Raw genomic sequence first — 25,242 nt, 5'->3', positions numbered from 1 at the left:
CAGCGGTAGGCTAAAAGACTCTTATTAAGTAGAATGAATTATGGTGCGGATGATATTATTTCTACTATTTGTATAGCAGAAAATCAGTCGTAATACCGATAAAAAATCGGCAGTAGTAATCATTCGCATAATCTATTCTATTTAAGGTTGTTAGATAATGCGAATGTAGAATGGGGAAATATGCTAAGGGCGTAAAAAACTATGCAGAAAATCTAAATTGAATTTTATTCAACCGAACTGGCTGGACTTTTTCCAAAATGTAATTTAAATGCTCTGCCAAAGGATGCGACATTTTGATAACCCAATTTATGTGCAACAAATTTGACTCGTTTGCCAAGGTTTAAGAGTTGTACAGCTTCCTTCATTTGTAATTCCTTATAATAGGTGCTCGCATTTACGTGAAATGTATGTTTGAATTTTTTGGAAAAATTGCTTTCAGATAATCCACATTTTTCAGCTAAAAAATCTGAGCCTGGAAATTTTTCATAAATATTATTTTTCATGTATTTCAGCGCATTTTGTAAAGACAAATCCGAAAGGGTAGAAGTGTCATTTTTTTCAGATATTGAGATACTTATTTTATTTAAATCTTGGATATAATCAATAATGAGTTGGAATACCTCTTTTTTAATTAGTAAGTTCGTAAATGGAGATTTTCCTTCTTTTACTTGATCGCAGATTGACTGTATTGGTGAAATATAGGATCTGCAGTTGGTATGCGTGTAACTCGTTTGGTTTTTTGTAAAAATATTGAGAAATACAGAATCCTTGGGTAAAGTATCTATTTGGATATTTTTTTTCAACCAATTATGGTGAAGGTCTACTCTTAATCCAAAAGCCTTATGATGTGCCTTTAAAAATATTTCCGCATTGAGATTTCCGTTGAAAAATAATGCACATTGGTCATCCGAATAAATGCCTTCAGTTGTTTTTACATAAAAAGGCGTATGCGAACTCGATTCTGTAAAATAAAATATGATGGAAAAATATTCCGCCGAAGGATTTTCCACAAATTCAAAATGAGCATCGATCGGGCTAAAACTTTCAAAGCAAAAAAGGAATAGACCTTCTTCTAACCATCGATATCGAAGGGCTGAATTGATAATGTCATTTTGAATAATAAAGGAGCCTGCTTCCTTGTTGTGATTGGAACCAGGATGAAGTTGTATCATTTCTTTGATATATGCTTCAGGGTCTGCGACCAACTGTTTTAGTCGAATAACATTATTTGTAGTCATATTTCTTAAGGTTTTAATTGTTAGTAGTTTAGAATAAATTTTTTAAGTTTGAATAAATCTTATTGATGAATCAAGTAGCGAACAAATACACGTAACATGGGATATTTTTTCACGTAATCAGGATAATTTTTGAACATGCCATGCAATGAGTAATTGGCATATTCTGCATTGATACTTAGATCTTTCCAAATGCGGTAGCCGGCATCCACATAATAGGTATTTAAAAAATAACTCGATTCTTTCAATCCATTAATCGTTTTTAAATAGGCTCCACGATAAACCACACTCGCAAAGAATTTTTTATCCAAATTCAATGATCCATTTGCCACGACACTTCCACCACTCGCATAATCATATCTTCTAAATTCTCCATAATGCAAATAATCATCTGGAATGGCAGCTAATGCAATACCTCCAATACCCAAAATGCCGCTGATGTCCGCTTTGCGTAAATAATGATGCGTCTGCCAGTTTACGTTTAAACCTTGACCACCATAATAAAATGCGACATTATGAAACATATCGTAATTGACAGTAATCATCAAGCGCTGAATGGAATTCTCATCGCCGCCAATATCCCAAGCCGCAAGCGAACCGTAAACACTAACATTATTAATTTTGGCACTATCGTCATTACTTAATTCTGCTCGTACGTAAAACTCTCTAAATGGCGTTTTCAAAGAAGCCGTAGAATCAACATAATTTAACGCTGCACGTATGAAAAAATCATTTTTGCCACTTTCTAATGCATTGTTGCTATTGGTATTAAATCTCCTCAAACCTACGTCAAGCGAACCCGTGACAAATGCTGGATCAGTATATTCTGGTTGATCATAATACTTGCCCCATTGTCCATCTGTCAAACGACTAAATCCCATTACCGGATTAATCATTGTTGCAAATGCTTCTCTAAAAAAGCGTTTTTTGCCTTTTTTGTGTGGATTGATGATTTTGTGTGCAATCCGGTAAGTCATTTCACCCAAAGTGAATCCACCTAAAGTTGTGTTAATCAAATCATTAGGTGCAGGCTTTTGATTTTCGGCATAAGTTTCCCATATATAGCTTCCAAGAAATGCCGCCGGTACGGATTCCCAATAACTATAACCATTGTTTCTAAAAGCATTGAAAAACAAATTACCATGATAGGGATGTCCAAATTGATTTTCTGTAAAACCATCATCATCCCAAGTCCAACTACTAAATTTGAAATGATCACCAATCGTTTTAAAGGAAATCTTTGCATAATCTTGTTTGGCTATATAGCGATCATAGACTTGAGGAAGCGCTTCTAACAATGCAAATGTTCCTGCAGCTTTCCAAAATCTACGCTTGGTAGAATCTGTTACATCCGCTCTAAATCTATGTGCATAAATAGTATCAGGATGATAGGTGAATACGTGCGTATTTTGATAAGGGTCTTTCTTCTTAGTTGGTTCAGTATATTGTGAGATTGCAATATGTTGTAGACCAATAATCCCTAAGAAAAATAAAATTAACTTTCTCATTGCCTTAATTAACAATTAGTTATTATTAAAAACTTAAGTTAGCAACTATTCCATTTGGGCCAGCTAAAACAATCCAATTTCCCTTAAAAACAGATTGTATCACATGAAATGGTTGATCTGAAATATGTTTCCAATTTACCCCTTCATCATTCGAAATATCCGTCCCAGAGGTGCCCGTTGCAATAAATGTCTCGTTATTTATTTGTGTAACAGAACTTTTATAACCTTTTGGTGGTGTTTTGGATAATTGAAATGCAGATACATTTGGATTTAGGAAAAAGGATTTCTTTACCAGAACAATATTACTATCCGAACTTTCTTTGTTCATAAAATCTCCACCAACAATAATGGCAGCTATATTTTCTAATTTATTGTTATTTAAAACAATAGAATTTGCACCAGTAGATGTTTTTCCTTGTGTGATCGGTAATCTGTAAGATTTCTTTTTGTAAAAAAGAGATGCATGTTCTCCACCCGAAACGGCGATTGGAGCAATCTTTTTACTAAATACAATATTGGACGCAGACGATGCAAAAAATGCTTCATTTGTTTGTGGTTGAGCAAATATTTGAACTGGCTTCCATGTTTCACCTTGATTCATTGTCTCTAAGGTAAATATTTGACCATCAACCGGATCGCCAATTACATATCCATTTTTTCCAACGAAATGACAAGCATCCAAAAACATTCCGGACGTATGACTTTCCCACACCTTGTTCCAAGTTTTTCCTCCATCTTTAGTTTTGAAAATAAAAGAAGGGGTATCGATGGCTACAACAATTGCTGTATTATTATCAAATGCTTGGATCGAACGAAAATCACATTTGTCACATTCTGATATTGTAAACCATTCCCAAGTTTTACCATGATCAATTGATTTTCCTACATTTCCATGTGTCCCACTTACCCAAGCAATAGAATCATTTACAACACTTAATCCACGAAAAGATTCCTTTCCGTGTTGTGTTAATATGGTAATCTTCTGCGCATTTGTAGAACATATTCCTCCAAGAATAGAAAATAATAATAGTAGTTTTAGTCTCATATTTTTATTTAAATAAAATATGTAAGTTCTTCTAATTCAATTTTTTGTTCATATATAGCTTTACCCACAATTGCAGCATTACAACCAATTTCTTCTAATTCTTTTAGGTCATCTACATTGCTCACACCACCACTTGCAATAAAGAAAATCTGAGGAAATTTTTCAATAATACGTTTGTATAGATCAATGGAAGGCCCCTGTAAAAGTCCATCTTTGCTTACATCAGTACAAAAAACATTGGTAATCCCAGCTTGTATATAATCTTCCAAAAAGTTAAAAACTGAAATGTCTGTAGTATTTAACCAACCATCTATCGCAATATTTTCGCCTTTTACATCCGCACCCAAAAGGAACAATTCTGCTCCATAAGTTTTGATCCAATATTTGAATAAATCAGGATTTTTTACTGCAATACTTCCGATCGTTGCAAAAGATGCACCGCTATTCAGAACAATATCGACATCTTTATCTTTTTTGATACCACCACCAAAATCAATAATCATATCAGTCTGATTTGCAATATTTTCTAACACTTGCCAGTTTTTAACTTCCCCAGCTTTCGCACCATCGAGATCAACTAAGTGCAATCTTTTTAAACCCGCATTTTCAAATTCTTTAGCTACTTCCACAGGATTTTCATTGTAAATCGTTTTTTGACTATAATCACCTTGCGTTAATCTTACACACTTTCCTTCTATGATATCTATGGCTGGAATGATTTGCATATTTGGTCTATTTTAATGAATTATAAAATTATCCTATTCTTTTATTATTAGGAAAAAATTGAAATCCTTTTTTTAAGTGTTTTGAAATCCTTTACTTTTAGAATTCAATCCTATTTTGATATATTGGTATGAAAGATTTGAAAGTTTGGTCAATTGAGTTAAGTGAAAAAAATCTAATAGAAGCTAGTGCAGGTACGGGTAAAACTTATTCTATTGGTATTTTAGTACTTCGATTAATTATTGAAAATGAATTGAATATCAATGAGATATTAATGGTAACTTTTACTAAAAGTGCAGTTGAAGAATTAAAAACACGCGTTAATAAATTCTGTAGAGAAGCTTTATATTTCATTGAATTAATACAGCAAGGTATTGAATATACGGAGCAACTATCAGAATCTGAAAAAACGGAATTTGATATTTATAAAAATCTTCTTGCATTTTTCCTAGAACATCCTGATAAAATTGAAAAAACTTTACAGCGGTTAAAAGCTAACATATTGCTTTTAGATGAAGTGGCAATTATGACAATTCATGGATTTTGTCAAAAATCACTGACTGAATTTGCATTTGAATCCAAACAATTATTTGGTGCGGAATTGATCCAAGATACGCAACCAATATTAGAAAATGCTTTGAATGAATTTTGGCGAAAAAATATATCAACTTTATCTACTGATACTTTACAAAATATTGGTTATCAAAATATTAGAGAAAATATATTAAAACTTGTCTCTACGCATTTAGATGGAAAATTCTACGCCAATTATGATCCTAATATAGACTATGCAGCTAAGTTTAAAAAAGTCTCGATGGAGGATTGTAAAAATCAAATATTAGCTATTTACAAAATCTCTTATGAATATGTAGATAATTTGTTGAAAAATAATGTATTAAGTAATTTAATTGAAAATACGGATGCTACAAAATCTGCTAAGAAAAATTATTTAGAGGCCTCAGATCCAATAGAATTGTGTGATGTGTGTTGGGGTAAAAATGGCTTCAAATACAATAAGGTTACTAATGCGTTCGATCCTTTACTAATCACTCATTTGGAAAAAATCAAATACTTAAGTGATGCAGATAATTTACACAAAGAAGCGAGTAAAATTTATAGACAAAATCTGTATGCTTGGGCGATTCAAGAAATAACAGATAAATATCATAATTATTTGAAAACAAATAATTTACTAAGTTATAATGATTTGATTTCTAATATGGCAAAAGCAGTGGAGAATTCCGAATCCTTTGTTACGCAATTACAGAAAAAATATAAAGCTGTATTTGTTGATGAGTTCCAAGATACAGATAGTGAACAGTACACTATTTTCCAAAAAACATTTGGATATAATGATGCTGTAATATTTTTGATCGGTGATTCTAAACAAAGTATTTATGCTTGGCGCAAGGCTGATTTAGATACTTATTTCGAAGCAAAAAATAATGTGGGTGAGCGTATTTTTTCCATGAAAACCAATTTTCGTTCTGGTAAAAATATCATTGATAAACTCAATTATTTTTTTCAGCCATATCCCGATTTTGACACTTTTAGTTTTCCCGATCAAACTTCACCCAATCGGATCAGTTATATAAACGTCGATGCGCAAAAAACATCTTTGGAAGTTACAAAAAATGGGGAAGTTGAAAGTGGTTTGCAGCTTTGGTCAGGTAACAAAAATGAAGTTTTAATTAATAAAGCGGTCCAATTAACACATCAATTACTTACCGATACATCTTACAAAATTCAGGACGGTAAGAAAGCAAAAAAAATCGAACCCAAAGATATTGGAATAATCGTTCGTACGAATAGTAAAGGATCCGAAATTAAAAAAGAATTGTCGCGAATTGGGATTCCTTCGGTCATGTTATATGATCAAAAGGTGCTTACTTCTGATGAAGCCAAAAGTATGTATTACTTACTTGAAGCGATTATCGAACCAAAAATCAACAACATCTTTAAAGTATTGAAAAGCAATATTTTAAATTATGAAAATGAAAAAATTTTGCATTTAGATACAGAAGATTTGGTACAACGCTTTTATCAATTGCGAAATAAATGGGGAGATAAGGGCATTTATCCCACTTTACAAGCATTTTTTATACAATTTGATATTGAAGGAAAATTGAAATCGCAAAATGCCAGTGACCGTATTTGGGCAAATGTTACACAAATTGCAGAAATTCTAAATAAAGCAGAACAAAAGCAAAATCTAAAAGAAGAAGATCTTCGTAACTGGTTGAAAAAGAGAATGGATGGAAGAGAGGAACAAGGGGATGAATATTTAATGCGTATAGAAAGCGATGAAAATGCCGTGACAATTATTACTATTCACAAAAGTAAAGGTTTGGAATATGGAATCGTCATCTGTCCAGAAGTTGATTTTTCAGATAATGTAAAATCAGAATTTGTGACATTTAAAGATGGAAAAAATTTCGTTACAAAAGAGCAAGCATTTTTGACTGAAATAGAGGCGGCTAATTTTAGTTTGGAATTAGAACAAGAGAATCGTCGATTAATTTATGTAGCCTTAACACGAGCGAAGGCACAATGTCATGTATTGAGTAGTACCTGGAATCCCAACAGTACCATGAATTATTATTACAATAGTATTTCTAATGATATAATTGAAATACAATATATTGAGACAATTGATTTATATAAATTATCTCAATATAAACCAACTAAAGTATCTACTACTACAATAGAGAATAGGATAGAATTGAGTTGCTTTAAAGATGATCCTTGGTTTAAATTAAGCTATACGGCAATAGCCGCTCATCATTTAGGTATTCCTAAGGAAAGAAGCAAGGAATTTAAAAATGCCTACGATGAATTCATATTTTCAAAATTAAAATTTGGTGCGCTAGCAGGAAATTTATTGCACGATATTTTAGAAAAAATTGACTTTGTTGATAGTGTGGGTTTGTATAATAATAATGTCATAAAAGATACGCTTCATTCTTATTTTCCACAAAATGTAGAAGAGTATATTTTGCCAATTCAAGCTTTAATTAAGAATATATTAAATGCAGATATTTTAATTGATAATCAGCATATTAAATTAAATACAGTTATTCGCAATAAGCGCTTGTCTGAACTAGAATTTGATTTTCCAATTCGCAATTTTGAGTTTGAATTGTTAGAGCATTTTTCTCAAGAAAAGAGAGCCGTTTTATTAAAATTATCATCTGAGAAAGAGGTGGATGGTATGATGAATGGAAAAATAGATTTATTGTTTGAGTATGAAGGGAAATTGTATATTTTAGATTGGAAAACCAACTATTTAGGTTATGAATTAGATGATTATGTCGATGAGCGTTTATTTTCAGCCATGAATGAAAACAATTATCATTTGCAATATTTAATTTATACTGTTGCTGTAAAAAAATACATCGAATCTAGAGGTATGAGCTATGAACAAAATTTCGGAGGTGTTATTTATTTATTCCTAAGGGGCGTAAGGTCGGATACCTCTTATGGAGTATTTACAGCCAAACCCGATTTAGAGGAAATCATAAGATTGGAACATGTACTGTCAAATACATAAAAAGGGCCCAGATCTTTCAATCTGAACCCTGCCGTTCTTGAAGTAACACCGAGTTTAAATAACCTTATTGTATAGCAATTTGTTTAGGTAAAACCTTAACTTCTTGCTTTTTTGGAAGATTAATATTTAAAATTCCATTTTCATAACCTGCGCTGATATTTTCCGTATCAATATTTTCATCCACATTGAAGCTACGTTTGAAACTATTCAATGTATATTCAATTCTGTGAGATTTAGGTTTTTTCTCATCTTCCTTATGTTGCTTTTCGTAACTGATTGTTAATAAGCCTTTTTCAAGGTTTATCTTAAAATCATCTTTTTGCAAACCAGCAGCAATCAATTGTAAATGATATCCATTTTCATCTTCTGTAATATTTACAGGAGGAAGCGCATTTTCTTTATTCCAAGCATTAGGAATGGTAGAAAATAATTCATCAAATAAATTACCAAGATTGTTGTTTCTAACTATTGCGTTCATAATTTTTATTTTTTTTGTTGTTAATGCAGATAGATTTTCAATTTGTGTACCAATACAATTTTTACTTATTTTAAATGTCAATATGACTGTTTTTGCGTTTTAAATATGTCAAAATGTCTTTATTTGAAATTTCTTAGCGTAATTTTGACAATAAAATGAGTCAAATAAATAATCGATGTTGTAACTTTTATTTACATTTGTGTCCTAAAAAAGGAAAATTATGTATCCAGCAGAAATCGTACTGCCAATGAAGGCAGAATTAACAGATAATGGATTTGCAGATTTGAAAACTCCAGAAGATATCGAAAATGCATTGAAACAACCAGGTACTACTTTAATTATGATCAATTCCGTATGCGGATGTTCCGCGGGAAGTGCAAGACCAGGTGTGTTGATGGCGGTAGAGCATGCCAACAAAAAACCTACAAATTTGGCTACAACTTTCGCAGGATTTGATGGCGATGCAGTAGCTACTTTAAGACAACATTTATTGCCTTATCCTCCATCTTCTCCAGCAATTGCCTTGTTTAAAGATGGTGAATTAGTACATTTCGTTGAACGTCATCAGATTGAAGGTCGTCCAGCACAATTAATTGCAGCCAATTTAGATGGCGCTTTCGATGAGTTTTGTTAGAAAATAATCACTATATTTGAAAAGCTTCTTCCTCTGAAGAGGCTTTTTTTATCTCTATAGGTTTTTAAAATATGCAGAAAGAATTACATATTTCATACGAAGAATTTAATAATTGGGCGGAGTTAAATGAACAAGACCGTAATCTTTTAAGTGCTGCGCAAGACGCAACAGGATTAGCCTATGTACCTTATTCTCAATTCAAAGTAGGCGCTGCTGTGTTATTAGAAAGTGGAAAAATATACAAAGCTGGCAATCAAGAAAATGCTAGTTATCCTGTTACGATCTGCGCTGAACGAACCCTATTAAGCACCTTAACTAGCGTAGCCAATGGAGAAAAAATCTTAGCTATGGCTGTATCCTATTATAAAAATAGTGAAAATTATACGCAACCAATTTCGCCATGCGGCATGTGTCGTCAGGCGATTGTAGAAGCAGAAACTCGCCAAGGTGCGCCGATTACAATTATTTTAGGCGCTAACAATCCCGAAAACAAGGTGTATAAAGTTGACGGAATTGCTAGTTTATTGCCGTTTCAATTTACAAGTGAAGATTTAAAATAAGATTCCGTTTTTTCCTCCGGGAGGTGTTTTTTTCAAATGTTGATACGCTTTTAATGTAGCTTCACGACCTCTAGGAGTGCGTTGAATAAAACCCTCTTGGATCAAAAATGGCTCGTATACTTCTTCTAACGTACCAGCTTCTTCACCTACAGCCGTTGCGATGGTCGTAATTCCCACAGGACCACCTTTGAATTTTTCGATAATCGTAGAAAGTACACGATTGTCCATTTCATCCAAACCATTTTCGTCTACATTTAAAGCTTTCAATGCATGTTGCGTGATGCCCAAATCAATTTGTCCATCATTTAAAACCTGTGCAAAATCACGTACACGACGCAAAAGTCCATTTGCAATTCTCGGTGTACCTCGACTACGACGCGCAATTTCAAATGCAGCATCTTCTGTGATTGGAGTATTAAGAATGGCAGCACTACGTTCCAATATTTTTTTCAAAACATCTGCATTGTAATAATCCAAACGAGATTTAATACCGAAACGAGAAAGGAGTGGAGCGGATAAAAGTCCACTTCGAGTAGTTGCTCCAACTAAGGTAAACGGATTGATATTCAATTGAATACTGCGCGCATTCGGACCGGAATCAATCATAATATCGATATGGAAATCCTCCATCGCTGCATACAAATATTCTTCCACTACAGTGCTTAATCGATGTATTTCATCAATAAAAAGCACATCATTTGCCTCCAAGCTAGTAAGAAGTCCCGCCAAATCTCCTGGTTTTTCAATTACAGGACCAGAGGTCTCTTTGATATTAACGCCCATTTCATTCGCAACAATGCGAGAAAGTGTTGTTTTTCCTAAGCCGGGAGGTCCATGAAACAAAGTATGATCCAATGCTTCACCACGGATCTTTGCAGCCTTGATAAAAATACGCAGATTTTCAATCAATTGAGGCTGTCCCGAGAATTGTTCAATTTCTTTGGGACGAATACTATTTTCAAATTCCTTGTCTGCTGCGGACGAAGAATTATCTTGCGGATGTAAATTGGGGTTCGGCATAATTTCAATTGCAAATGTAGTATTCTTTTGAAATTGCTATTTAACTAAAAGACAATCTTATAAGTGAATAATATTTTTTCAAATATTGCGTTTTAGGTTGAAATGAGGTGTTAACATCTTTTTTACATTTAGAATATAAAAATTTACACTTTGGCTAGAGTTAGACCCTTTTTTAATAGGAGATATTCAATAATCTCAATGGTTTCAGTATTATTTATTTTGTCGTTAAGTTCCTGCTATTCTACCAAAAAATATGCTTATTTGCAAGATTTGTCCGCAGATACTTCTATAAATAAAGTAGTTATCAAGCAAGCTGATTTTTTACTTAAAATACAACCAGATGATATCATTGGCATAGATGTATTGAGTTCTAATCCTGCGGCGGCTGCGCCTTTTAACATTAATAATATTACAAGTATTGGGGGGTATAATAATAATGGGATGGATGCTCAGCCGTTAAAGTCATCTCCACCTAGTAGTTCAATTAATATTGGAAATGCACAGGGAGGTTATTTAGTCGATAGAGATGGTTATATTAATTTTCCAGTTATTGGCCAAATGAAGGTTGCTGGTTTAACATTAATGTATTTTAGAGATTCTTTAATATCTATTTTAAGAAATAAATATATTACAGATGCTACAGTTAATGTGAAGTTACTTAATGGAGGAGCTTTAGTTTATGGAGAAGTAAGTGCTCCAAGTAGAATTGGATTAACAAGGGAAAAAACGTCTATATACGATGCATTAGTATTAGCTGGAGATATGACACCAATTGCAAAAAGAAAAGATATTCTTCTAGTAAGAGAAAATAATGGGATAAAATACGTACATCATCTTGATATGACGAACTCTAAAATTATTAATTCCGAGTTTTATTATTTGAAACAAAATGATATGGTTTATGTTCCTCCGACAAAAGAAAAGGCCCTAATTAATGATAACACAACCTTTCGTATAACGAATTATTTATTTACTGCAATAAGTTTAATTTCATTAATCATCGCAGTTTCCAAATAAAAATAATTATAACAACGTTTTATATATGAATTCTTCTATTGAGAAGCAAAATAGCATCGAATTAAAAACTATTTTTTATAAGTATTTTAGATATTGGTATATTATCATCGCATTTCTTATTTTGGCGTTAACTATTACCCATTATTATTTAAAATACAGTACACCAATCTTTGAAATAAATAGTAGACTTTTAGTAAATTCAAATACTAATTCTTCTGGTGGACTTCAAGGAACTCAAGAAGTGTTTTCAAATTTGGGGGCAGGTATTAATGCAGTTCCCAATCTTGCGGATGAGATTGAAATAATAAAGACCCGCTATATGATTGGTAAGGTCGTAGATTCTTTGAAATTAAACATTACATATATAGTTCATGGAAATATCAAAACGAGTGAATTATATGATAAATCACCACTAAAAATACACCTTGTTAGTCCAATTGATAGTTTTCAATATAGTTCTGTCCCGATTCAATTAGAAGAAAAGACCTGGCAAAAACAATTTTTTATTACAAAAAATGATAATGAAAAATTGGCTTATAATTACTATGATACAATTCATTATAAAAACTTAACCTTTTATTGTACCCCCAATGTTATCTTTGGCCATTTTGAACAGCAAATGAATGTCGAAATCAATACAAGAGATAACGCTATAGATGGTTATTTGAATGCTGTTAATGTTACTCAGCTTGATGCTGCTTCAGTCTTAAAAATGACAATGCAAAGTCCTGTTCCTAAAAAAGGTGAAGACATATTAAATGTACTATACTCTGTATATTCAGAAGAAAATAGAATGGACAAGATCACAGTCATTGATAGTACTGTAAATTTCATTGATCAGCGTTTGGATATTTTACAGGAAGAGTTAAATGGGGTTGAAAATGTACTAAAACAATTTAAAATTAAAAACGAACTTATATCAGATGTTGATACTAAGGCTGGGTTGATTGATGGAAAATTTAACACTGCGGAGTCAGGTATTGAAGAACAGAATTTTCAATTGGAAATGATAAATGATGTTTTAGAAAAACTAAAAAAAGGAGGTTATTCTATTGTTCCCAATTCATCTTTGATTAATGATGAAAATTATACATTATTATCTACTGCATATAATTCATTAGTATTGGCAAGAATCCATAATTTGGAAACTGCTAAACCAGATAATCCTATAATTATTAATATAGAAAGTCAAATATCAAGTGCACAAATAAATTTGGTAAAGTCTCTTCAAAATTTAAAAAGTAATATATTATTAAGTTTAAAAAATATAGAAAGTAAGAGAAATGTTTACAAAAACGGTATTGCCAAAATACCCGAATTACAAAAAAATTATCAAGGTATTGATCGTCAAGAAAATGTAAAAGAGCAATTATTTTTGTTTTTGTTACAAAAGAAAGAGCAGATGGATATTTATAGAGCTGGTTCTTCTGCAAATTCTAAATTAATTGATCCTGCAAAATGTAATTACTCGCCTGTTAAACCAAAACGTGCATTGATTTGGGTGTTTGCTATTATAGCAGGTTTAATTATTCCTATTTTATTGATATCGATATTTGAGTTATTTAAAAATAAAATAGAGACAAAAAATGAAATAACTGACACAATTAAGAGTCCTATAATTGGAGAAATAGGACATAGTAGAAGTGATAAAAATATAGTAATAACCAAAGAATCCCGTGCTGCTATTGCAGAACAGTTCAGAGTAATGCGTACTAACTTACAATTTCTTATCAAAAATCAAAAAAATGGAATTATAACATTAACATCTAGTATGAGTGGAGAAGGTAAGTCTTTCATCGCTGCAAATTTGTCTATGTCTTTAGCAATTACAGGAAGTAAAATACTATTAATGGAGTTGGATTTGCGAAAGCCTAAAATTTCTGAAATGTTCGCAATACCTAATATTAGTGGCTATAGTAACTACATGGTTGATAATTCAATGTCTATAAATGATATTATTAAAGCAACCACATTTTCAGAAAACTTATTTATCCTTAATTCAGGACCAATACCACCAAATCCTTCAGAATTATTAATGAGTAGTAGAACAAAGCAATTGTTTGAAGAATTAAGAAAAGAGTTTGATTATATAATTGTTGATACCGCACCAGTAGGTTTAGTAACAGACGCAATGGTTCTATCTGATGTTGTGGACTTAAGTTTGTATGTGGTTAGATTGAAATATACTTTCAAAAATCAATTAAATATTATTCGTGATATTGAAGAAAGCATGAAATTAGGAAATTTAGGATTAGTAGTTAATGACGTAAAACAAGGAAGTAATTATGGCTATGGTTATGGTTATGGTTATGGTTATGGTTATGGTTATGGTTATGGCTACGGGACGGATAGGAGTGGATATTATGATCAAGAACAAAGTAAACATTTAAACTTTTTTGCTAAAATAAGACGTTTATTTAAACGATAGAAATGGATAAAATTTGCGTAGTCGGATTAGGATATGTTGGTTATCCTTTGCTTATTGCACTATCTAGGTATTACAAAGTCATAGGCATAGATATTAATGAAGATAGAGTCAAAATATTAAATAAAAGATTAGAAAACTTAGATAATGTTGAATATAAAATAGAATTACAAACTTATATTAATACAAATGATTCTAGTATTTATATTGTAACAGTTCCTACTCCTGTTGATAATTTTTATAAGCCAAATTTAATGCATTTAATAAGTGCTTCTAAAATGATTGGCAATTTTTTAAAAAAGGGGGACTTAATTATTTATGAATCAACTGTATATCCTGGGTGTACTGAAGAAGTTTGTGTTAAAGAATTGGAGAATATTTCTGGATTAAAATTGAATAGTGATTTTGAGATTGGATATTCTCCCGAAAGAATAAATCCTGGCGATTCAAATCATACATTGGAGAACACAATAAAGATTGTCAGTGGCTCCAATCCAAATGCGCTTAATCGTGTAAAAAAAATATATGATAAAATAGTGGATGCAGGAGTTTATGAAGCAGCCTCAATTAAAATTGCAGAAGCTGCAAAAGTTATCGAAAATGCACAGAGAGATGTAAATATTTCTTTTGTGAATGAGTTAGCCTTAATATTTGATCGAATGGGGATAGATACAAATGATGTTATTGATGCCGCATCTACGAAATGGAATTTTATGCCATTTAGACCCGGATTAGTTGGTGGACATTGCATAAGTGTTGATCCTTATTATTTAACATATAAAGCTCAAGAATTAGGCTATTCTCCAGATGTGATATTATCTGGACGGAGAATTAATAATGAGATGCCTCAATTTGTCGTGAGTAAAGTAGTTAAATTATTAGCCCAGAGGGATATCATTATTCAAAAATCGAAAATTCTTATTTTAGGATTTTCATTTAAGGAAAATTGCGATGATTTTAGAAACACTAGGGTTGCTGATATGTACGAAGAGTTTTTAGAATTTGGCGTAAATGTAATGATCGTTGATCCTTTGGTGGATAGTGAAGATGTTAAAAAAAATTACGGCATTGAAATAAAAAACGATTTAAAAATGACTGAAAAGTATGATGCTATAATACTCGCTGTTGCTCATGATAATTTCAGAAAAATAGATTTGGACGAATTAAAAAGAGAAAAGAATAGTATTATTTTTGATACAAAAAATTTTTACAAAAGGGAGAATGTTACTGCAAGATTGTAGATAGATTTGTTTGAATATTAGGATTTTGGTAAATTGATATATATGATTTCATTTATAAAGAAATATTTTAAAAATTTTACTTATTTTTTTAAGTATTTACGATATCGCATATTTGTTATTATGGGATTGACATTGTCCTTTGGTTTAATGGATGGATTAGGACTCACTATGTTTTTACCACTATTTCAAATAGCTGCAGATAAGACAGAAAAGGGGACAAATACCATATCTAAAAATTCTAACAATGTAGTCTCAATTTTTCAAAAATTACATATTGAATTTACCTTATTTAATATGTTGATAATAATGGTATTGTTTTTTGTCTTCAAAGGGATATTTTATTATATCAAAGGGATGTATGATGCGAAAGCGTCTAGGTTTTTTATCATCAAAATAAGGAAAGGAATTATTGGAAAATTTTCAAATTTGAACTACAAATATTTTGTTACTTCGGATTTTGGTCGTATTCAAAACTTAATGACCAATGAGGTCAATAATTTATTATTTGGTTTTCGTGAATATTTGAATGTTTTACAAAATTTTGTAATGATTGTAGTATATGTATCTTTTGCCTTTGTATTAAATCCTCAATTTTGTTTACTAATTATAATAGGCGGCGCTTTATTCAATTTAATTTTTCAAAAAATATATAAAGTGTCTAAAGATGCATCTCGGAGGTTGGTAGTTGCGGGTAATGATTATCAAGGAAGGATTATTCAATTTGTTAATAATTTTAAATATTTGAAAGCGACTGGGCTTGTTAGAAAATATGCTCAAAAGATAAATTATAATATAGAAGAAATTGAAACTATAAATCTGAAAATTGGAAAAATTAATGCATTTACAAATGCAATAAGGGAACCTATTTTAATTTTAGTAGTAGCTTCAGTTATATTATTTCAAGTGAATGTATTGAATGGAAAATTAAGTACAATAATAATTAGTTTATTATTTTTCTATAGAGCATTGGCTAGTGTTACTAATTTTCAAGGCTCTTACAATAATTTTATTGGGAAGATTGGTACTATGGAAAATATAGCAGCATTTGAAGATGAATTAGATGCAAATATGGAAGTCTATTCATCAAAGGAATTTTCGAAATTCAAAAGTAACTTAGAATTAAAAAATTATTCATTTAGCTATGGAAATACGACTATATTAAATAATATAAATCTTAAAATTAACAAGAATCAAACAATTGCCTTCGTTGGAGAGTCCGGTAGTGGTAAAACTACTTTAGTAAATGTTTTAACTGGTCTATTAAATAGTAGCGATGGATATTTTATTGATGAAATTCCGCTTACTAAGCTTGATGTTGTTTCGTTTCAATCCAGAATTGGATATATTTCGCAAGAGTCTGTGATCTTTAATGATTCTATTTTTAATAATGTTACTTTATGGGGAGGAGACTCAATCGAGGTAAAAGAGAGATTTAATGAAGCAATAAAAAAATCTCAGCTTTGGGATTTGGTAAACGGATTAGAAATGAAAGAAAATACTCTATTAGGTAATAATGGTATAAATTTAAGTGGGGGCCAAAAACAAAGAGTTTCAATAGCTAGAGAATTGTATAAAAATATAGATATTTTAATATTAGATGAGGCGACTTCAGCACTCGATTCAGAGACTGAAAAATATATACAAGAAAATATTGACTCACTAAAAGGCAAATATACTATAGTAATTATTGCTCACAGATTAGCAACAATAAAAAATGTGGATGAAGTTGTGTTGATGAGTAAAGGTGAAATTATTGACAAAGATTCTTTTGAAAATTTAAAAATTAAATCTCCTAAGTTTAAACAAATGGTAGATCTTCAAGAAGTGTGATAAATAATTCAATTATTTTTTATTTGTTTTGGAAATGTTATTGCAAAATATTTTATTGGATTTTAATAATTAATACAAAAAGATACAATTGAAATTTCTACATTTAAAAATATTAGAAATTATAAGACCTATGCAGGATGTTGTTTCTATTCGGCTAAAGCAGCCTGGTCTTAAAAAAGTCAAGTATAAGCCAGGGCAATATCTTTCCGTTGTTGTTAGAATCAATGGACGAAAATATGTACGCCCCTATTCTTTATCCTCTGCTCCAGAAGTAGATTCATTCTTAGAAATTACAATAAAAAGAGTTGCTAATGGCATAGTGTCCAATTTTTTATGTGATCAAGTTCAATTAGGAGATAGTATAGAGCTTATTGAACCAATGGGCGATTTTGGATTGAATAATGAACCTACCGACGCTCCTTTGATTTTCTGGGGTGGTGGTAGTGGTATTACTCCGTTGATATCTATTATCAAATATGAACTCCATAAAGATCCGACCCACAATATTAAATTGTTCTATGGAAATAAATCACCCAAATCAACAATATTTTTAAGTGAACTAAATCAATTGCAAGCGCAATTTCCTTCCAATTTCAAAGTGTGGTATTTTTATAGTCAAAGCATTGAAGATGAGATATCACTACCGCAACGTGTAAAAGGAAGAATAGAACATGAAAGAGTCATTAAATCCTGTGAAGAGCATGTAACTTTCAAGGATGCATTGCATTTTATTTGTGGACCGCAAGGTATCATGGATACCGTATCCCAAATGCTTAAGAAACTTGGTGTTGATGAAAAAAACATCCATCTAGAAGCCTTTAAGATACAATTAGACGAGAAACTTTTAGAAGGTGTTGAGGATCAAAAAGTCACATTTGTACAAAATGATACGGAAGTGATTGTAGATGTTCCGAAAGGGAAAAATATATTAGATGCGGGGTTAGATTTTGGATTGGATATCGACTATGCTTGTCAGCAAGGCTCTTGTCTTTTATGTAAAGCAAAGCTCCTTAATGGTGATCTTAAAACAATAGGAGCCGTAGCCGGTGTAGCAGAATTAGATGAGGATGAACGTGTTTTGTGCTGTGGTTATCCATTATCTGAAAATATTAAAATTAAACTTCCTTAAATTCTTATATATGAAAGTTGTTATCCTTGCCGGAGGATTAGGTACAAGATTATCAGAAGAAACAGGTGTAAGACCTAAGCCTATGGTAGAGATTGGAGGAATGCCGATTCTTTGGCATATAATGAAAATTTATTCTCAATATGGTTTCAATGATTTTGTTATTTGCTTAGGATATAAAGGTCATGTGATTAAAGAATATTTCGCCAATTATTTTTTATACAAATCTGATGTTACCATTGACCTTGAAAAAAATTCTATTTATACGCATGGTACGAATGCAGAGCCTTGGCGTATAACATTGGTAGATACTGGGGACGATTCCATGACGGGTGGTCGTATAAAGCGAATAGAACCGTACGTAAATGGGGAACCATTCTTTTTGACTTATGGAGATGGTGTAGCTAATATTGATGTAAAAAGTTTATTAGAGTTTCATCAAAAGAACGCTGCTACTTGCACAGTTACTGCAGTGCAGCCAACAGGTAGGTTCGGTGCATTAAATATTCAAGAAGATAATAAAGTCTATGCATTTGCGGAAAAACCAAAAGGAGATGGTATTTGGATCAATGGTGGATATTTTGTTTGCCAGCCGGAAATATTTAATTATATCCAAGAGGGGGATGCAACAATATGGGAACGCGCGCCATTGGAAAATCTTGCTAGTGAAAATCAAATGGCGGCTTATAAGCATAATGGTTTTTGGCGTCCAATGGACACATTGAAAGACAAAATGGATCTAAACGAACTATGGAATGAAGGAAAAGCTCCATGGAAAATTTGGTAAAATGAAACATAATTTGATAGAAAAATATAAAGGCAAAAAAGTATTCTTAACTGGTCATACAGGCTTCAAAGGTTCTTGGTTTTTGAAGATTTTGAACTTGATAGGGGCAGATGTTATGGGATACGCCTTGGCTCCTGAGCAGGATATAGATCTTTTCAATGTGATTAGTGGAGCGTCGCTTTGTCAGTCTGTTATTGGTGATTTGAGAGATAGACAAAAATTGAATGAAAGTGTTGCTTCTTTCCAACCTGATTTTGTTTTCCATTTGGCGGCACAACCATTGGTAAGATTATCTTATCAGATCCCTTCAGAAACTTTTGAAGTCAATGCTATTGGTACTGCCAATGTATTGGACGCCGTTCGTCTTTTAGATAAACCATGCTCTGTGGTATTAATCACCACGGACAAAGTGTATTACAATAATGAGTGGTCTTATCCTTACAGAGAAAATGATCGATTGGGTGGTTACGATCCTTATAGCGCAAGTAAGGCATGTGCAGAATTGGTTATTGACTCTTATCGTAACTCTTTTTTCAATTTGAATAAATTCGATCAACATAAAAAAGGCTTAGCCGTTGCGAGAGCGGGTAATGTAATAGGTGGTGGAGACTGGTCCAAAGATCGATTGATACCAGATATAGTTAGAGCCTTGTCGAAAAATGAAATTATTTCAATACGAAATCCTTATTCTATACGACCATGGCAACATGTGTTAGAGCCTTTGTTGGGTTATCTAGAATTAGGAATTCATTTAGCCGAAAATGTACATGGTTTTAGTCAAGCGTACAATTTTGGTCCAGATGCTGCAGATAGTTTGCCTGTAAGCAAAATGGTGGAATTGTCCATATCCTATTGGGGCTCTGGAAACTACGAAATAATTGAAAGTGTCAATCAACCACATGAAGCTGGTTTGCTAAAATTGGATATCAGCAAGGCTAAAGCTGAATTAGACTGGCATCCTTTGATGGATGCGCAAAAAGCAATCAAAGATACTATCGAGTGGTATAAAGAGTATTTACAATCTCCTAGAAATATTGCATCTTTTACTGAAATGCAGATCAACAGTTATCTATGGAAAAAGTAAAAATTCTATTGACTGGAGGTACTGGTTTTTTAGGTTCTGCAATTTTGCTTAATTTAAAGAATATTGAAAATGTAAGTATTCTTGCTGTAAAAAGAAAGCATAGCAATATTTCTCGATTCAAGGATATCCAAGAAATACAATGGATTGATTTAGACGAAGAAGGACGGCATATTGAAAAATGGGTAGATTTTAAACCAACTATAATCATACATTCGGCATGGGCAGGTGTAACGAGTGGAGAAAGAGAACTTTGGAATGTTCAGTTACAGAATTTTGAATTGTTTAGAAATTTAACAAATTTAGCTGAAATAGTAAAAATTGATAAGTTTATTGCTTTGGGATCGCAATCTGAATATGGAAATTATACAACTTCAGTGACTGAAAATGCAGATGTCGTATCACATGATGCTTATGCTAGTTGTAAAATAGCTATGAAATCATTATTGGAAACATTTTGTACTAGGAAAAATATAGATTGGTATTGGTTAAGAGTATTTTCAGTATATGGTCCAGGAGAGAATGAAAATTGGTTTATTCCATGGATAATCAGTAAGCAACTTAGAAATGAAGATGTTGCACTTACTGGTTGTGAACAAGCGTATGACTATTTGTATATTGACGATTTCGCAAAAATGATAGAACATATTGTTTTTTCTAAAAATAAAAATCAAGGCGTTTATAATATTTGTTCAGGATATTCCTTACCATTAAAAGAAATTGCATTGAAAATCAGGGAAATAATAGGAACAAATGCTAAATTGAATTTTGGCGCAATTCCTTACCGAGAGAATCAATCCATGTTTTTGGGTGGTAACAATTTGAAATTTAAAAGAGTTTTTGGGGTAATTCCAAATTTACCGTTGGAGCTAGGATTAGAAAAGACAATAAATTACTATAGGACTAGATTATTATAAATCAGCGTAAATGAAAGCATCAGATTATATAGCTACTTTTTTGGAAAGTAAAGGCGTGTCTCATGTCTTTGAATTATCAGGTGGAATGATTACACATATCATTGATTCCATCAGCCAAAAGACTAAAATAAAATTGGTTACCGTACATCATGAACAGTCTGCTGCTTTTGCAGTGGATGCTTTTGGGCGCATTGCGGGTATTCCAAGTGTGGCGATGGCAACAAGTGGTCCTGGTGCCACCAACTTGTTGACAGGTATTGGTAGCTGTTATTTTGATTCTGTTCCTTCAATTTTTATAACAGGACAAGTTAATCGATACGAATTAAAAGGAGATAGGAGTATTAGACAATTGGGCTTTCAAGAAACGGATATTGTCGCTATGGCAAAGCCAATAACAAAGGCTGCTATTCAAGTAGATAATCCTGAATTATTGCCTAAAATTTTGGAAGATGCATTTATATTGGCAAATGAAGGGCGACCTGGACCTGTATTGATAGATATCCCAATGGATGTACAACGCACTCAGATTGAAGAGAATTCTATTTTAGAAGAAAAAAAATCTAACGTCAATGTACCTAATTCCGAAATAGAATCGCTAGTTTCTGATATACAAAAAGCCAAGAAACCTCTAATTCTTGTAGGTAGAGGCGTGCGCGCAGGACATTGTCAAGAAGAATTAGAAAAATTTCTGGAATTTACACAGATTCCTGTTATAACAACTTTGTTGGCAGTAGATTCTTTGGCTTATGATCATCCTTTACATGTTGGCTTTATTGGAAGTTATGGTAATCGTTGGGCGAACATTGCTTTCGGCGAATGTGATTTGTTAATCGTGTTAGGAAGTCGTCTTGATATACGACAAACTGGTGCAGACACGAAGTTTATTGAAAATAGAAAAATCTACCACGTCGATTGTGAAGAAGGAGAAATCAATAACCGTATCAAAGGATGTGTTCCACTTGTCGCAGAGTTATCAACCTTTTTTGAAACTTTTTTTAATTCTTATTCTAATACAAAATTCACCTTTCCTAAAGATTGGGTGGAATATATCACCGAATTAAAAGTGAAATGGCCAGATACAGAAGAGCTAAAAACAGAAGGTATTAATCCAAATAAATTTGTGGCTCAGTTATCCAAAGATGGAGCATTATCCAAAGCCTATCTAGCAGACGTGGGAGCCCATCAGATGTGGGCTGCTCAATCTTTAAGATTACAACAAGGACAATTATTCTTAACTTCTGGAGGTATGGGCGCTATGGGATATGCTCTACCTGCAGCAATAGGAGCTTCAATTGCATTACAAGATAAACCAGTTGTCACTATTATTGGAGATGGTTGTATGCAAATCAACATACAAGAGCTACAGACGATCGTGCGCAATAAGTTACCTATAAAAATCGTAGTATTGAACAATCGTGTTTTAGGTATGATTAGACAATTTCAAGATAGTTATTTTGACTCGAGATATGAAACGACTTATTGGGGTTATGATACGCCAGATTTTGAAAAAGTCGCCGTTGCGTATGGAGTTGTGGCGAAAACGATTCATACCGAAAATGAGATTGAAGATGCAACCAAATGGATGTGGAATGAGGAAAATAAAGATCGTCCTGTATTATTACAGGTAATGATCGACCCTCATACGAATACCTATCCTAAAATTGCATTTGGCAAACCGATTACCGAAATGGAACCATTTTTCAAGCCAATCGGGATGGAAAGCACCTAGAATAAATTATTATAAACACAGACATGGAATACAAAAATATTGACGCCCAACTACAACAACAGTTGGGATCCGTTATAGCAAAAAATATTAAAAAAGAAATCATCCCAGGAGAATCTTATATTCCTGTAACAGGAAAAGTCTTGGATGAAGAAGATATTCTATTAGGTGTAGATGCTACATTGGATGGCTGGTTGACCGCTGGAAGATTTGCACGAGATTTTGAAAGTGAATTTGCCAAATATTTCAAAGCGCCCAAAGCGTTGTTGGTCAATTCTGGTTCCTCTGCCAATCTTGTCGCATTTTATGCATTGACTTCACCCAAATTGGGCGATAGAGCGGTAAAACCTGGAGACGAAATTATTACCGTAGCGGCGGGATTTCCTACGACGGTCAATCCGATGATTCAGTTTGGTGCGATCCCAGTATTTGTAGATATTGATATAGCAACACACAATATCAAATCAGAAGATATAGAAAAAGCGGTTTCTCCCAAAACAAAAGCGATTATGATTGCTCATTCCTTGGGAAATCCTTTTGATCTGGATGAAGTAATGCGCGTAGCCAAAAAATATAATCTTTGGGTTGTGGAGGATGATTGTGATTCATTAGGCGCAACTTACAATGGCAAAAAAACGGGCACTTTTGGAGATATTTCTACTTTCTCATTTTATCCAGCACACCATATAACAATGGGAGAGGGCGGTGCGGTATTGATCAATAACCCTATATTGATGAAGATTGCAGAAAGCTTCCGTGATTGGGGACGCGATTGTTATTGTGAACCAGGTAGAGACAATACCTGCAATTGTCGTTTTTCTCAACAATTGGGTTCTTTACCATTCGGATATGATCATAAATACACGTATTCGCATATTGGATTTAACGTGAAGGTGACGGATATGCAGGCGGCATTTGGTCTTTCTCAATTTAAGAAAATCGATCATTTCGTACAGCGTAGAAGAGAAAACTACAAAGCGTTGTATGAGCGTATGAAAGAAGTAGAAGAAATATTCATATTGCCAGAAGCAACGCCTAACAGTGACCCTTCTTGGTTTGGATTTTTGTTGACTTTGCGTGAAGGTGATGCCAATGATAGGCATATGCTTGTGCAACATCTAGAGGAGAAAAAAATCGGAACGCGTTTGCTTTTCGGTGGTAACATTCTTCGCCAACCAGCCTATAGCAATATTGAACATAGAACAATTGGTACTCTGGAAAATACGGATATTGTGATGAATCAATCTTTTTGGTTGGGTGTATGGCCGGGATTGAACGAATCTCATTACGATTATATATTGGATGTTATCAAGGAGTATATCAATGCTTAATCCTAATAAAAAAACCTTAGGTGATTCATGGAGAAGAAATATCTTTTGTCGATTTGTATTCCAACTTACAATAGAGCGATTACTGTAATTGAAACGGTGACCAAAATAGTCGAAGATGAAGGTTTTGATCAAGATGTTGAATTGATTATTTCAGATAATTGTTCTACCGATAATACACAAGATCTACTAAAGCCTATTGTAGATCAATATCCTAATGTGTCTTATTACCGAAATTCGGAGAATGTTAGAGACCGAAATTTTCAAATCGCATTATCTTATGGAAATGGCCACTATCTTAAGTTGCAAAACGATTATAATTCGTTTACAGAAGGTTCCTTAAATAGAATTAAAAATGATATTCGGGAAAATTTAAATACAGGTATTCCTATTTTTTTCACAGGAAATACTATAAGAATTAGTAAAAAAAGAGAAAAAATAAATTGTAATTCATTAAATGAGTATATCCAAAATACCTCAGGTTGTGTCACTTTTATTAGTAATTTTGGAGCATTTTCAATTGATTTTAATAAGCTTAAAGACCTTGATAAATACTTTAGTTTAATGCTCCAACAAGATGATTGGTCATACCAGATAGTTTCAAATTCTCAAAAATGTGTTGTTTATAATTATCCGATTTATCATAACAATGCACATACTACTGGTGTACGTCGTGGATATAATTGGTTTGAAGTACATATGGATAATTATTATGAAATTATGCTACCATACTTATATAGAGGTCAAATATCTGCAAGAACATTTTCCATTGATAAAAGAAACTTATTGCTACATTTTACAAATGAGTTGCAAAATACTTTTATTTATAATTATGATAGACGTTGGTGGCAGTTTGAAACGAAAGGAACTTTTAAAATATTGTGGAAATATTATAAAAATGATTTTTTCTTTTATACATTGTTTCCAAAGATTTTATTCCAAGGTGTATGTAAATTATTTCCTCGATTTATTCTTGTATTAAAAAATAAAATATCATAGAACTTATCAGAA

The 25,242-nt window shown here is 32.5% G+C and carries 20 protein-coding genes; 14 read left to right on the top strand and 6 right to left on the bottom strand.

Features of this window, described 5'->3' with window-relative positions; genetic code table 11:
• Positions 1–224: 224 nt before the first annotated feature.
• From E0W69_RS11265 to hisA, 4 genes are read right to left on the bottom strand one after another with little or no spacing between them, the layout of a single operon-like run.
• Entirely contained in the window at positions 225–1,238 is a 1,014-nt protein-coding gene (locus E0W69_RS11265; protein WP_131330163.1) for a helix-turn-helix domain-containing protein, read from the bottom strand.
• A gap of 59 nt (positions 1,239–1,297) precedes the next feature.
• Positions 1,298–2,743, bottom strand: coding sequence for a DUF3943 domain-containing protein (locus E0W69_RS11260; RefSeq protein ID WP_131330162.1), 1,446 nt, complete (start codon positions 2,741–2,743; stop codon positions 1,298–1,300).
• Positions 2,744–2,768: 25 nt separating this feature from the next.
• The gene (locus tag E0W69_RS11255) at positions 2,769–3,788 is read right to left on the bottom strand and encodes a WD40/YVTN/BNR-like repeat-containing protein (protein ID WP_131330161.1); all 1,020 of its coding nucleotides are present in this window, start codon (positions 3,786–3,788) and stop codon (positions 2,769–2,771) included.
• 8 nt (positions 3,789–3,796) lie between these two features.
• The gene (gene hisA, locus E0W69_RS11250; RefSeq protein WP_131330160.1) at positions 3,797–4,513 is read right to left on the bottom strand and encodes a 1-(5-phosphoribosyl)-5-[(5-phosphoribosylamino)methylideneamino]imidazole-4-carboxamide isomerase; all 717 of its coding nucleotides are present in this window, start codon (positions 4,511–4,513) and stop codon (positions 3,797–3,799) included.
• Between the two features lie 128 nt (positions 4,514–4,641).
• On the opposite strand from hisA, the gene E0W69_RS11245 reads away from it, so the two are divergent.
• Positions 4,642–8,061, top strand: a complete 3,420-nt coding sequence (locus tag E0W69_RS11245) for a UvrD-helicase domain-containing protein (protein WP_131330159.1) — start codon at positions 4,642–4,644, stop codon at positions 8,059–8,061.
• 64 nt (positions 8,062–8,125) lie between these two features.
• Here the strand turns inward: E0W69_RS11245 and E0W69_RS11240 are convergent, their stop codons facing one another.
• Entirely contained in the window at positions 8,126–8,539 is a 414-nt protein-coding gene (locus E0W69_RS11240) for an Hsp20/alpha crystallin family protein (RefSeq protein ID WP_131330158.1), read from the bottom strand.
• Between the two features lie 220 nt (positions 8,540–8,759).
• Between E0W69_RS11240 and E0W69_RS11235 the strand changes: the two genes are divergently transcribed.
• Together E0W69_RS11235 and E0W69_RS11230 are read left to right on the top strand one after the other, a co-directional pair.
• The gene (locus E0W69_RS11235; protein ID WP_131330157.1) at positions 8,760–9,173 is read left to right on the top strand and encodes a BrxA/BrxB family bacilliredoxin; all 414 of its coding nucleotides are present in this window, start codon (positions 8,760–8,762) and stop codon (positions 9,171–9,173) included.
• Between the two features lie 71 nt (positions 9,174–9,244).
• Complete coding sequence (locus E0W69_RS11230) at positions 9,245–9,733, top strand: cytidine deaminase (RefSeq protein WP_131330156.1); 489 nt, start codon at positions 9,245–9,247, stop codon at positions 9,731–9,733.
• Here the strand turns inward: E0W69_RS11230 and ruvB are convergent.
• Positions 9,725–10,753 carry a Holliday junction branch migration DNA helicase RuvB gene (ruvB, locus tag E0W69_RS11225; protein WP_131330155.1) on the bottom strand — a complete coding sequence of 343 codons (1,029 nt, stop codon included), beginning with the start codon at positions 10,751–10,753 and terminating at the stop codon, positions 9,725–9,727. The two genes, E0W69_RS11230 and ruvB, sit on opposite strands and share 9 nt — an antisense overlap.
• Before the next feature lie 198 nt (positions 10,754–10,951).
• Here ruvB and E0W69_RS11220 point away from each other — a divergent pair, with 198 nt between their 5' ends.
• From E0W69_RS11220 to E0W69_RS11170, 11 genes are all read left to right on the top strand, one after another.
• A complete protein-coding gene (locus tag E0W69_RS11220; protein WP_131330154.1) occupies positions 10,952–11,770 on the top strand; it encodes a polysaccharide biosynthesis/export family protein in 819 nt (272 codons plus the stop codon).
• Between the two features lie 25 nt (positions 11,771–11,795).
• Positions 11,796–14,198 carry a GumC family protein gene (locus E0W69_RS11215; RefSeq protein ID WP_131330153.1) on the top strand — a complete coding sequence of 801 codons (2,403 nt, stop codon included), beginning with the start codon at positions 11,796–11,798 and terminating at the stop codon, positions 14,196–14,198.
• Positions 14,199–14,200: 2 nt separating this feature from the next.
• The gene (locus E0W69_RS11210; protein WP_191967820.1) at positions 14,201–15,436 is read left to right on the top strand and encodes a nucleotide sugar dehydrogenase; all 1,236 of its coding nucleotides are present in this window, start codon (positions 14,201–14,203) and stop codon (positions 15,434–15,436) included.
• Between the two features lie 42 nt (positions 15,437–15,478).
• Positions 15,479–17,266 carry an ABC transporter ATP-binding protein gene (locus tag E0W69_RS11205; protein ID WP_131330151.1) on the top strand — a complete coding sequence of 596 codons (1,788 nt, stop codon included), beginning with the start codon at positions 15,479–15,481 and terminating at the stop codon, positions 17,264–17,266.
• Between the two features lie 130 nt (positions 17,267–17,396).
• On the top strand, positions 17,397–18,395 hold the full coding sequence (locus tag E0W69_RS11200) for a ferredoxin--NADP reductase (RefSeq protein WP_131330150.1): 999 nt from the start codon (positions 17,397–17,399) through the stop codon (positions 18,393–18,395).
• A 10-nt stretch (positions 18,396–18,405) separates the two neighbouring features.
• The gene (gene rfbF / locus E0W69_RS11195; RefSeq protein WP_131330149.1) at positions 18,406–19,179 is read left to right on the top strand and encodes a glucose-1-phosphate cytidylyltransferase; all 774 of its coding nucleotides are present in this window, start codon (positions 18,406–18,408) and stop codon (positions 19,177–19,179) included.
• Positions 19,148–20,263 (top strand): CDP-glucose 4,6-dehydratase, encoded by a 1,116-nt coding sequence (rfbG, locus tag E0W69_RS11190; protein WP_225321237.1) that lies wholly within the window; start codon positions 19,148–19,150, stop codon positions 20,261–20,263. Before rfbF ends, rfbG begins: the two co-directional genes overlap by 32 nt.
• Positions 20,251–21,177 carry an NAD-dependent epimerase/dehydratase family protein gene (locus E0W69_RS11185; RefSeq protein WP_131330148.1) on the top strand — a complete coding sequence of 309 codons (927 nt, stop codon included), beginning with the start codon at positions 20,251–20,253 and terminating at the stop codon, positions 21,175–21,177. The genes rfbG and E0W69_RS11185 overlap by 13 nt, the downstream gene beginning before the upstream one ends.
• A 10-nt stretch (positions 21,178–21,187) precedes the next feature.
• Positions 21,188–22,906, top strand: coding sequence for a thiamine pyrophosphate-binding protein (locus E0W69_RS11180; protein ID WP_131330147.1), 1,719 nt, complete (start codon positions 21,188–21,190; stop codon positions 22,904–22,906).
• Between the two features lie 23 nt (positions 22,907–22,929).
• Positions 22,930–24,234, top strand: a complete 1,305-nt coding sequence (rfbH, locus tag E0W69_RS11175; RefSeq protein ID WP_131330146.1) for a lipopolysaccharide biosynthesis protein RfbH — start codon at positions 22,930–22,932, stop codon at positions 24,232–24,234.
• 27 nt (positions 24,235–24,261) lie between these two features.
• A complete protein-coding gene (locus E0W69_RS11170; protein WP_131330145.1) occupies positions 24,262–25,230 on the top strand; it encodes a glycosyltransferase family 2 protein in 969 nt (322 codons plus the stop codon).
• Positions 25,231–25,242 lie beyond the last annotated feature (12 nt).

The organism is Rhizosphaericola mali, assembly GCF_004337365.2.
Taxonomy (GTDB): Bacteria; Bacteroidota; Bacteroidia; order Chitinophagales; family Chitinophagaceae; genus Rhizosphaericola; species Rhizosphaericola mali.
The sequence above is the reverse complement of the archived record's forward strand: the minus strand, read 5'-3'. Positions and strand labels throughout refer to the sequence as shown.